At 32.6% G+C, this 12098-nt stretch carries 11 protein-coding genes; 3 read left to right on the top strand and 8 right to left on the bottom strand.

What is annotated here, in order from left to right; translation table 11 throughout:
- Positions 1–102: 102 nt before the first annotated feature.
- The 3 genes from tarL to BTM19_RS06145 all read right to left on the bottom strand — a co-directional run bounded on the left by tarL (position 103) and on the right by BTM19_RS06145 (position 3597).
- Positions 103–1791, bottom strand: coding sequence for a teichoic acid ribitol-phosphate polymerase TarL (gene tarL / locus BTM19_RS06155; protein ID WP_038679152.1), 1689 nt, complete (start codon positions 1789–1791; stop codon positions 103–105).
- 68 nt (positions 1792–1859) lie between these two features.
- A complete protein-coding gene (locus BTM19_RS06150) occupies positions 1860–2888 on the bottom strand; it encodes an alcohol dehydrogenase catalytic domain-containing protein (protein WP_029378223.1) in 1029 nt (342 codons plus the stop codon).
- Complete coding sequence (locus tag BTM19_RS06145; protein WP_029378222.1) at positions 2881–3597, bottom strand: D-ribitol-5-phosphate cytidylyltransferase; 717 nt, start codon at positions 3595–3597, stop codon at positions 2881–2883. The genes BTM19_RS06150 and BTM19_RS06145 overlap by 8 nt, the downstream gene beginning before the upstream one ends.
- A gap of 503 nt (positions 3598–4100) precedes the next feature.
- Between BTM19_RS06145 and BTM19_RS06140 the strand changes: the two genes are divergently transcribed.
- The gene (locus BTM19_RS06140; RefSeq protein WP_058625884.1) at positions 4101–5438 is read left to right on the top strand and encodes an aspartate aminotransferase family protein; all 1338 of its coding nucleotides are present in this window, start codon (positions 4101–4103) and stop codon (positions 5436–5438) included.
- A gap of 113 nt (positions 5439–5551) precedes the next feature.
- Here the strand turns inward: BTM19_RS06140 and BTM19_RS06135 are convergent, their stop codons facing one another.
- The 5 genes from BTM19_RS06135 to pgsB are packed head-to-tail and all read right to left on the bottom strand — an operon-like array spanning position 5552 to position 9991.
- Positions 5552–7144 carry a gamma-glutamyltransferase gene (locus tag BTM19_RS06135; protein WP_029378220.1) on the bottom strand — a complete coding sequence of 531 codons (1593 nt, stop codon included), beginning with the start codon at positions 7142–7144 and terminating at the stop codon, positions 5552–5554.
- A gap of 2 nt (positions 7145–7146) precedes the next feature.
- On the bottom strand, positions 7147–7305 hold the full coding sequence (locus BTM19_RS13055; RefSeq protein WP_099265790.1) for a hypothetical protein: 159 nt from the start codon (positions 7303–7305) through the stop codon (positions 7147–7149).
- Positions 7295–8365, bottom strand: a complete 1071-nt coding sequence (locus BTM19_RS06125; RefSeq protein WP_029378219.1) for a CapA family protein — start codon at positions 8363–8365, stop codon at positions 7295–7297. The genes BTM19_RS13055 and BTM19_RS06125 overlap by 11 nt, the downstream gene beginning before the upstream one ends.
- Before the next feature lie 14 nt (positions 8366–8379).
- Entirely contained in the window at positions 8380–8832 is a 453-nt protein-coding gene (pgsC, locus tag BTM19_RS06120) for a poly-gamma-glutamate biosynthesis protein PgsC (protein WP_029378218.1), read from the bottom strand.
- 1 nt (position 8833) lies between these two features.
- Positions 8834–9991, bottom strand: coding sequence for a poly-gamma-glutamate synthase PgsB (pgsB, locus tag BTM19_RS06115; RefSeq protein WP_029378217.1), 1158 nt, complete (start codon positions 9989–9991; stop codon positions 8834–8836).
- 419 nt (positions 9992–10410) lie between these two features.
- On the opposite strand from pgsB, the gene BTM19_RS06110 reads away from it, so the two are divergent.
- Both BTM19_RS06110 and BTM19_RS06105 read left to right on the top strand, forming a co-directional pair.
- Complete coding sequence (locus BTM19_RS06110) at positions 10411–10725, top strand: hypothetical protein (RefSeq protein WP_029378216.1); 315 nt, start codon at positions 10411–10413, stop codon at positions 10723–10725.
- A gap of 183 nt (positions 10726–10908) precedes the next feature.
- Positions 10909–12066 (top strand): ArgE/DapE family deacylase, encoded by a 1158-nt coding sequence (locus BTM19_RS06105; protein ID WP_038679158.1) that lies wholly within the window; start codon positions 10909–10911, stop codon positions 12064–12066.
- Positions 12067–12098: the final 32 nt, after the last annotated feature.

Raw genomic sequence — 12098 nt, 5'->3', positions numbered from 1 at the left:
AGTTAGTTTAATGATACCTAATCTATGAATAGATTCGTTATCTTACCTTCAATTTATAAGTTATTGTTTCAGCTCATCATAATTTTTTATTTTCAGTTTTTCTTAGCTTCCAAATACGTTTCTTACTAAACGTTCACTCGAACGACCATCTTGATATTTAAAGTGCTTATCTAAGAAAGGCTCTACTTTCTCTACTTCAAAGTCTTCGTTATCTAGCGCTGCTATTAAATCATTAAATGACTCTACAATTTTCCCTGGCACAAAGGTTTCGTATGGCTCATAAAAATCACGCGATGTAATATAATCTTCAAGGTCAAATGCATAAAAAATCATTGGTCGTTTAAATACTGCAAATTCATAAACAAGTGATGAATAATCACTAATTAGAATATCCGTAACAAATAAAATATCATTAACTTCTCTAAAATCAGAAACATCCACAAAGTATTGCTCATATTCTCTAGGAATATTTAATCTATTCTTCACAAATGGATGCATTTTAAATAAAACTACTGCATTATTTTCACGACAATATCGTGCAAATCTAGCAAAATCAATTTTAAAGAATGGATAATGTGCCGTATGATGTCCATTACCCCTAAATGTAGGCGCAAATAAAATCACTTTCTTATCTTTAATAATTGGTAGTGCCGTCTCCATTTCTGCTGTAACTTGTTGTTCATACGCCTCATCAAATAAGATATCTGTTCTAGGGACACCAGTTGGAATTATATTTTGTTCTTTAATACCAAAGGCTTCACCGTAAAATGGTATATCTGTTTCTGAAGACACAAAGGCCTTGGTATAATTTCTATGATTTACAGAATTAAAGAATGGTCCACCTTTTTTTCCAGCTCGACTATAACCAACTGTTTTGAAAGCACCAACCGCATGCCATACTTGAATAATTTCCTGACTTTTTCTGAATTTCACTGTATAGAGTAATGGATGAAAATCATCAACAAATATATAATCTGCTTTACCTAATAAATATGGAAATTTAAATTTATCTATAAAATTGCGACGTGCCGAAATATTAGATTTAAACAATGCATGAATGTTATATTTTCCATCTAAATTTTGGCGTAACATCTCCTTATAAACATATTCAAAGTTCCCTGACATTTCAGCTCTTGAGTCAGACGTGAACAGTACAGTATTGCCCTTTTTCAAATGGAAAAATTTTGTCGTATTAAATATCATTTGGAAGACAAAATTACGCACATTATATGAATAACGATTATACTTTAATTTCAAATTTGCAATCTTTTGTTTAAGAGGATTCAACTTAGGTGTTGGTGCTTTAAATAAAATATTTAGCACAAACTCATTAACTTCACTGGATATCATAGGTTTCACAATATACTCTGTTTTATTAGAGTTGCCACCTTTTTTAAATGTGTACATAAAATGTTCTAATAGAAAATTATTCTTCCCATTTTGAGTTGCTATCTCGTAATATTGCTCCAGTTCTTCTTCCTCTAACGTATACTGTATTGGTTCTAACAATGATGCATTAATATTAGCTATATAATCAAAGTCACCTTTATATACAATTAAATATTCACCTGAAGGTAGATAATTTCCGTCATCTAATATTGCCACATTAAAACGTGCTACGAATTGATTTCCATTAATTTTCACATCGTTTGCTTTCAATTCTTTGGTCTCAGTTAAATTACGTAGAACAAAACACTTCTTGTTCAATTCTATATCCTCAACATGACCTGAAATAAATAATTGAATACGTTCCCAATAAATATTATCAATTATTATTTTAGCTTTACTCAATTTAAAAACCCTCTCTTTATCCTGTTCATAACATTATTTCAAAATATGATTGCTTATTGATTAAAAGTTTACATCGTCCATTTAATTACAGTCTTGCCCCATGAAGTCGATAAATCTGTTTCAAATGCATTGACTGCGTCATTAATAGTTCTAACATCAAATTCATTGCCTTTTAGTAGTGCTAATTTTTCTACAACATCTGGATGATCTTTATAGAATTTCGCAATATCTTTAAAGTCTTGCGCACCACTTCTACTGCTTCCAAACATCGTTAAACCTTTCTCTAACACTAATCTTGTATTAACTTCAACAGGATATTCACTTACACCTAACAAGCTAACTGTGCCTTCTGGTGAAATCAAATCAATGATTTGGTTTACTGCGGACTGGCTACCTTTCCCACCTACACACTCAAATGCATGGTCAAAAGTAACCCCTTCAGGTACTTCATGTATATGATATATTTCATTTGCGAAAGAAAAATGACTTAATTTATAATCTGTTTTTCCAAAGATATAAATTGATGCATTTGGATATAGTTTATTTAATAAAATTGCAGTAATATATCCTAAATTGCCATCTCCCCAAATACCAAAGCTATTTTTATTTGCATTAGATTTACGTTCAAATCTTTGAATTGCATGCCAACTCACACTTACCAATTCAGAATATGCAATTGTACTTAGATCTTCAATACTATCATCAATTTCTACAACACGATCATGATCCATAAAAACATAATCTTGCATAAAACCATCATAGCCACTAGATCTAAACTTACTACTTGGTAAATAGTTTTCTGCTATGACTTCATCTGTTTCTACGGGGGTATTCGGTACCATAATAACTCTTGTCCCCGACTTAAATACGCCTTTGTTATCATAAACAACTTCTCCGACGCCTTCATGAACTAAGGACATCGGCAATTTTTTCTTAAGTACTTGTTCATTTCTACTACCCGTATAATATCTTTGGTCCGCCGCACAAATTGATAAATATAATGGTCTTACAACGACCTTATCACTTTTAATATTTTCATTATTGTATGTTACTTCAAATTGTCTAGGCGCTACCAGTTGATAAACTTGGTTAATCACTCAACATCCCACCTTTAATGATAGAGTTCGCTACTTTAAGATCATAAGGTGTCGTAATTTTAATATTATACAATTCTCCCATCACTAATTTCACTTTTTTATTAGCTACCACAAGAATTTTGCAGGCATCTGTCATTATTTCTTTCTCTTCTACAGATAATGCATTATAGCTATTTCTCAATAAATTTATATTGAATGATTGTGGTGTTTGACCTTGATACATTTCACTTCTAATCGGGATAGACTGTATTTGTTCTCCATCATTAGAGGTGATAATAGTGTCAGTTGCAGTTATTACAGTATCGACAGCACCGTGTGCTAACACACTTTCAATATTTTCTTTAATGATTCGGTGCGTTAAAAATGGTCTAACCGCGTCGTGTGTAACGATTACATCTTCATCAGTAATAGGGTGTGCTTTTTCAGCTTCATTTATAATATTCATAATCGTTTCATTACGATCTGAACCCCCTTGTACCACTTCGATTCTTTCATCATTAATTTGATGTTTACGCAACGTATCCTTCGTATGCGAAATCCACTTTTGTGGCGTCGCAATAAATATTTTGTCAAATTCATTTGTGAGCAAGAACTTTTCAACCGTATGAACCAATATAGGCTTACCATCTAAATCTAAAAATTGTTTTGGTAAAGGCACATTTCCCATTCTAGAACCAATACCGCCTGCTAATATACCAGCATATATCATATATTTTTCCTCCTACATACCTTTGAATTTTATAATTTATTTTTTAATTTTAACTTTCCGCCATTCGATAAATATTTTAAAGATTCGTATTTTTATGTTATAGAGAGAAACATTATTTCTTAAGCACAATATACCAATTTTCATCATTCATTTCTACTTATAACTGTTTTTATATTTTTAATAGCATCATATTACCTCGTCCGATATATATTATTATTATATTCAACTTAAAATCAATTAAAATAGAGCACATTCACTTAATATAATAGTTAATTTACACTAAAAAAGCGTTATTCAACCTTAATTTTTCAGAATATATTTACAATTCTAAATTTTCTTAGTATATTCGACTTATTAGCTATTATTAACGTGACTTTTTCACCATGAGTATAAAGACTACTTTTACTATTTTTTAGGATGTATGTAAGCTGACGATACATAGCTCACAATAACTTTATACATGTCGATACATCCTACGCTAAATTATGGGAGGCGCATCAATTATGAACAAATCAGAACAACTTATTAATGAAGATAGTAAATACTTTGCCAAGCCAGGAAGAATTAAATATTACCCATTAGCTATCTCACATGGCTATGGTGCAACGCTAGTAGACGTTGAAGGTAAAACCTATATCGACCTGCTATCAAGTGCAAGTTCTCAAAATGTTGGTCATGCACCTAAACAGGTTACCGATGCTATCAAAGCACAAGTTGATCAATTCATACATTACACGCCTGCATACATGTATCATGAACCTTTAGTCAAATTAGCGAAAAAGATATGTGAAATTGCACCAGGTTCATATGAGAAGCGTGCACTGTTTGGACTTTCGGGCTCAGATGCAAATGACGGTATCGTCAAACTAGCTCGCGCTTATACAGGAAGACCTTATATTATTAGTTTTATTAATGCTTATCATGGTTCTACATACGGATCACTTTCTATGTCTGCCATTAGCTTAAATATGCGTAAACATTATGGCCCAATGCTACCAGGTTTCTATCACATTCCTTTTCCAGATAATTATCGAGGTATGTTTGAGCAGCAAAATCCAAATACGGTTGAAGAATATCTTGCTCCTCTTAAAGAAATGTTCGAAAAGTACGTACCAGCCGATGAAGTAGCTTGTATCATGATTGAAACCATCCAAGGCGACGGTGGCTTACTTGAACCCGTAGATGGTTACTTTGAAGCCTTACAAGACTTATGCCGAACACACGGTATATTGTTGGCTGTGGACGATATCCAGCAAGGGCTAGGACGAACAGGTTGTTGGAGTTCCATATCGCATTATAATATTGAACCTGATCTTATTACATTTGGTAAATCACTAGCAGGTGGTCTGCCAATGTCCGCCATTGTTGGGCGTTCAGAAATTATGAACTATTTAGATGCTCCTGCTCACTTATTTACTACTGGTGCCAATCCAGTAAGTTGTGAAGCTGCATTAGCTACAATTTCTATGATTGAAGATCAAGAGCTCTTACAAGCTAGCACTGATAAAGGACATTACGTTCGTGAACGTCTAGATCAATGGCCTGAAAAATATAACTCTGTCGGAAATGTCAGAGGTAAAGGGCTCTCTATCGGTATCGATATTGTGTCAGATAAAGTCAAAAAAGTGCGAGATCCTGAAGCTGCTTTAAAGATTTGTAATCGCTGTTTTGATAATGGTGTCGTTATCATTGCTGTTGCTGGTAATGTACTGCGTTTCCAACCACCATTAGTCATAACTTATGACCAGTTAAACACTGCTTTAAACGTGTTAGAGGCTGCAATTCAAGACTTTGAAACAGGTCAATTAGAAAACTACGATATAGCAGGTCAAGGTTGGTAATACAACTCACTTAAATATTTTGTAAAAAAACGGGTAGATATCTCAAACTGATATCTATCCGTTTTCTTTTGTTATTGATGCTATATTAGATTTCTACCTTACCCCTTTATTTACTATCTGTTACCGACATCGTGTCCAATTTCAACAGTTTTATTATTCTTATTGTAAAGTGCGGCTTGGACACTACCAAAGTTAGGGTCGTTACGTTTTTCTTCAATTTGAAAACCTAAACTTTTGAATATGTCTATATCTTGTTTACTTGTAGCATTTTCATAAAAAATTTGTCCACCATCGTTATAAAAACGCGGTTTATCTATCGATTCTTGTAGGGTACCATCACCTCTTAAATAATCTACCAACACTTCATTCAATGTAGTCGGTATCTTGTTACCACCTGGTGTCCCTATACCCATGTAATAATCAGGTCCTACAACAATACTTGGTGCTGTAAACGACCTTGGCTCTTTATGCTTTCCACCGTAGTTCGGACTTGCCGGATTTGATGAAAAGTTGTTTAATGAGTTATTCATATAGAATCCCTCTTTCATGTATTTACCAGAACCAAAGAAACTTGCTAACGTATTGGTAGTACTTGTTAACTTACCGTCTTTGTCTATAACTACAAAATGTGTAGTACTTGTATTGTCCACATTATTTGTATTGAAATTACTATTAAAATTAACCTCATTTAATTTTCCTAATATATAATCTTGAGATAAATATTCATCGTAGTCTTCATCTTGACCATTAATGATATCTCTATTTCTATACATCAATGCCCTGGATTTTAACATACCTGTAATATAATCTAATCGGTTATCTGGTGTTGTATCATTTCCAGTTGCTTCATCGATCTCTAAACCTTGAAGCATTAGCGTGCCACCTAATGGATTAGATGCAGAATACACTTTATTATTTAAGTAATCTGTACTTACCGGTTCTTTTTTCTCTGTTTTGTAACTTGTAAAATCTTTTTCATTAACTTCTTCATCTATTTGCTTAGAGACACTTTTACCTACTTTCTCATAAAAGTATTCCGGCCCATGGTCTCTAATGCCCTTAATCGTGTTAGCTAAAGCGGGTTGTTTTACTACGTCACCTTCTCTTTTCGTCTGACCACTATCAAAAAATGGGGAATCTCGGTCAATATCTGAACCATAAAGTTTTAAACTACGTTCCAACTCTGAATCCACTTCAAAACCATCCTCAGCTAAAGGTATAACATAGTCTAGTATTTTCTTTTCGTCCATTTTGCCCCCTTCGTTATGTGCATCATGTAAACCACGTACAAAGCCAGGTGTACCTATCTCGTCTTTTTGTTTAAAATTAAAAGATGATATATCTTTGTATTGCCATTGTTTTGGTGCAACATTTTGTTGGCCATCATAAGCTAACATTGCACCGCCACCACCTAAACCAGATGAATGAGGCTCTGTTATTGCAAGTGCATAAGAAACACCTACAGATGCATCTATCGCGTTACCGCCGTCTTGCAATATTTTTTCCCCAACGCGCGTTGCGATTGGATTGTTTGAAGCAACACCGTAATTTTTATCTGAAAGATCTTGGTCATGATCTGCTATTTTATTCTCATATAATTCATCTTTATTATAATTATCTTTTTTAGTTATCATAAAAAAGCTAAAAGATATGATAATTGTAAGGAGTAATATTACGATGAGCGTTTTTTTATTGTAAATACTCATACTTAAGCTCCTTTAGACAGATATTGGTGATGAGAAGTTTTCAATTCATTTAGTTCATATTGATCTAATCCTTCGTTCGCTCTCGCGAAAACGATTAATAGAAAAACAACTAATACAACTGAAATAACTGTTATACTTACCCAATGTTCTTTAATGTTCATAAACGTAACCTCCATTCTCTTTTTTGAAATTAATGTCTTTACCTTCGATATTATTAAGTAACTTGATTTCTTCTACTTTATTGGGGTTAGATTTAGTGATTTGTCCACCTTGTGACTTAATTGGTGTCACCGTAAACTGAGACTGATCACCGTTCCAATTTTGTTGTACTGCTAAACCTTGTTTATTTTTAGATAAAAAATCTTCTGATGTTACATTGCCTAAACTGTAAAAGATACTGGTATCTTTGTATTTTTCAATTTCTTGTACTACCGAGTTATGACCAATTATCACATCAGCACCGGCATCAGCTAACGAATGCGCGTATTCTCTTTGCCTAGTTGTCACTGATCGTTCATCTGTAATGCCCCAATCAACGTTGACAACTACATAATCATTGTTTTCTTTTAGTTTTTTGATTAAAGGGATATAAATGTTTGGCTCTAAACTCACTGATGTCGTATTTTTTAATGTATCTGTATAGTCTGACTCAACATCGGTAAAAGATACATTAGCTATTTTTTTATTTTTAACCGTTTGTTGTACTGTTTTACTGTTGATAGCATTGGAGCCATTTCCGGTTAAATAGTTATATCCTGACTGTGCTTCTACTGATTTCATTAAATCTCTCGCAGTTATATTGTCTGTAACTTGGTTGATAAGATTTAAGCTTTTTATATTCAAATCTCTTAAAAACATTACATTTTCTAAGTTTTTATTGATATTTGTTTTTCTATCATCTGAGAATTTCGATACTTGTAAACTTGCCGTAGAATAATCACTCCCTTTTAAAATTGGCTTAATAGCACTAAAAGTTTCGCTAATATTATTCTTCCTAATGTGGTTATTTAATTCGACATTTCCTAAATATGTCATTCTTATATCACCTTGACCTTTATTCATAGCTTTAACGGGTTCAATTTTTTGTGATGTCATGACAAATACTAAAAGTACAATAGCGATAATTAAAATAACGCTAGTGTAAATTGTATTTCTTTTCTTATGTCGTTTAGTCCACTTGAGTATGCGTTCTTCTATTGAAAATCTTTTTGAATTCTTCATATATATGCTCCTTACTAGTTGATAAAGCTATAAAAGAATAAAATGACATAAGTGATACATGTTAAAAGCATACAAGTTGATAAAGTAATAATGACACCTTGCTTTTGAATCGTATTTGCTATAATGCCTGGTATAACCACACCTATGCCTGACATTTCAACCATCTCAAATGGTGTGATTGGATATATCAAGTCAAAAACAAATTTTAAAACCATTCCAGTCAATATCATGGCTGCAAACTTTCTTCGGCCATATAGTATAACAATACGGCTTATACCATGATTTACGATAAAGTATGTAATACAGCTAATGATCAGTACAGATAATAGCATAATGGGTTGATCAAAAATTAAAGCTAAATATCCAGGTACTACTAATCCAGCTGGACTAATACCAAATTTTTCAGCGAAGATTAAACTTAATACAATGCCCACAAATAATGAAAAATATAATTCTGAACCTATCATATTATTTGATCCCTTCTATATACTGCGCTATTTGTTTACCTGGTCCATGGATATTACCTACACAAAATATCAATGCATTTTGAGACTCTTGGTATAACGCTTGCTCTATTTCTTTTATATCTTTACCTTCAAAATTCAAATACTTTTTATCCGGTTGGCCTTTCATTACTTCAGTAACCATTTGCGTACTCTTACCAGTACAAATCAATGTGTCAAAATCAACTTCAGTAATAAAGTCCTCAGCAAACTGCCTTGTTCTATCGACCCTATCAGAACGGCAATTCAAGATGATAACAATTTTCTTATATGGATAGTTATAACTTTCCACCTTATTTAATATTGCCTTAGTCGATTTCGGTTCATTAGCAGCGAACGCATTGACATAAACATTAGTTGACTGATTAGCATCAAAGTATTTAACCTCAACGGCTCCAACATCTGGCGGTGCGTTCAGCATACCTTTTAATGCTATTTCTCTATCAGTACCAAGTGCTTCTGCAACACCCATTGCAATAGCTACATTATCAGGGAACACAATGTAGCCAAATTTCCTTAAATACGATTCTGGCACTTCTTCCTTATCTACAACGATAAGCTTCGTCTTACGCTTTTTTGCTACTTTAGCAAAAAAGTCTGTATAGTCATCTTTCATTACAACAAGATGTCCTTTATAAGGTATGGTTGCTGTAAAAGCTTCCGCCACTTCATTTAACGTCGGTCCAAGAACATCCATATGATCTTCCATTACGTTAACGATGACGCCTATATTGGCTTTAACAAGATCTTTTTGGAACGTTATTTGATAATCGGGATTTACAGCCATACATTCATTAACTAAAGCATTGGCTTTTTGTTTCACAACTTTCCTGATAATATCCCGTTGTTCTCCTATATTAGCTCCTTGTGGTTTTCTATAAACTGGGTATTCTCTAGGTGTAAACCAATACATCATACGCGCATCTGTACCTGTTGTTTTACCAATAACGCGATAGTTATCCTCACGTAAAGTACTGTAAATCAATCTAGTTATAGTAGATTTACCTCTAATACCATTTATATTGATGCGTATAGGAATCTTTTCTAATCTGTTAGAATGTCTTTTCTTTTCAACAATACCTAACCAAAGAATAACCCCGATACAAATTATGATTAGTAGCAAATTTTATCCCTCTTTTCAACAACCTATTTAATTGTATGTATTCAAAATAGCGTAGAATATCAATAATTACTAAATGACATGTCTACTCTACTGCAACCTTTTGATAATGACATGCTATCATGCAGTTATTGATTTAGTTTAAATAGTTTGAATTATCTATTAATAATTTGTAAATTGAAGTTTACAATTAATCCGAAAACAAATTAATTCCACTTACAAATCCTTATACAAAAGCTTTTTCTTTATTTTTGTATACGTTTTATTCTTATAAGAAGATTTTTAATATTTTTTATTTTTTCTAAGTATTTATAATGAAAACAAATAAATATATTATTTACCTCATTTTTACATAGCCTTAAAATTCAAATGTTATCTTATATGTGTAAGGGACAGCTGATACAAATTTTAGGAGGTAGTTTATGAGTAAATCAGTCAAATTGGTGGTTTCAATATATCTTGCTGTGGTAGCAATTATTTGCTGCGCTTATCTGGTTATGCTTTTAGTAGGAAGTTTTCAAGGTAATGATATGAGAGGCGCCGTATTAGATTCTGATAACACTAAAAATATTGAAAACGTAGACTATATCAACAACAGTTCCCAATCTTCTAAGTTAAAAACTACTGAATCTAGTGATATACCTCAAGATTCACAATCTAGTAATGATTACAAATTAAATAATGTATCTTCAATGAAAGATAATCAGCATCATACATGGACTTTAGAACAAAGTTGATAAAAAATCATGTATGATTTTTTATATTTAATAAGCTCTACCACTTTATTATTTATGTTACAAAGCATTGCTACCCAAATTTTCTTTACGTTAAATTCAACCCTTTTAGTTACAATTCTTCAATTTTATTAGCTATACTTAAATTGTCTGAATTTTATATTTATTGAAAAGGGGTTTTTAATTATGAGTAAATTTACAGATAGTGAAAAGGTTCAAATTTTGGAGGATTTAGTGACAATTAAATCCGTAAATAACCATGAACTCCAAGTTTGTGAGTACTTAAAAGATTTATTATCACAACACGGTATCGAATCAAAAATAATTAAAATCAATGATACGAGAGCTAACTTAGTTGCTGAGATTGGAACTGAAGGACCTGTTTTAGGTGTTTCTGGTCATATGGATGTCGTATCTGAAGGCGATATTAATAAATGGACATATGATCCATTTAAATTGACTGAAGTAGATGGCAAACTATATGGTCGTGGATCAGCCGATATGAAATCTGGATTAGCTGCTTTAGTATTAAGCATGATTGATATCCATGACCAAAACTTATTAGAATATGGTCGTATCAGGCTATTAGCCACTGCAGGAGAAGAAATTGTTGGTGAAGGTGCTAAAACTTTCCAACAAGAAGGTTACATGAAAGATGTAGAGGCACTAGTTATTGCAGAGCCTTCACAAGATAGAATCATCTATGCCCATAAAGGTTCTATGGACATTCGCGTTATTTCAAGAGGAAAGGCTGCCCACAGCTCTATGCCACAATTAGGATTTAATGCAATCTCACCTCTAGTTAAATTTGTATATAAAGCGGATGAAGGGTTCGCTAAATTTGATCAAAATAATGATTTATTAGGAAATCCAATTATGAACGCTACAATTTTCAATGGTGGCAATCAAGTAAACTCTATACCAGAACATGCTGAATCTGAGTTTAACATTCGCACTATTCCTGAACATGACAATGACCAATTCATAACCTATTTTAACGAAATTTTAAAACAAGTTGAAACTGATCAAACAGATATAGAAATTGATACGTATATGTCTAGACCGCCCGTTTATACTACCGGTAAAAATAAACTAGCAACACTAGCTCACGATTTAGGGCTAAAATATTTAAATACAGATTTACCTTACGAAGCATCGCCAGGAGTTACAGATGCTTCTGACTTATTAGTTGATAAAGATGAAGATTTTTCATTTATCATGTACGGTCCTGGCCTTGTAAGTCAGGCTCATCAAGTAGACGAATATGTTGAGAAAGATAGCTACTTCAAATTCATTGATTTATACACAGAATTTTTCCCTACTTACTTAAAAAATCAAAAATAAAAATTAGTATATTATTAAATTGATGTTAAGAA

Origin of the sequence: Staphylococcus xylosus, from assembly GCF_002732165.1 — a bacterium.
Classification (GTDB): domain Bacteria; phylum Bacillota; class Bacilli; order Staphylococcales; family Staphylococcaceae; genus Staphylococcus; species Staphylococcus xylosus.
Note: the sequence above shows the minus strand (reverse complement) of the source record. Positions and strands in the feature narration are given on the sequence as shown.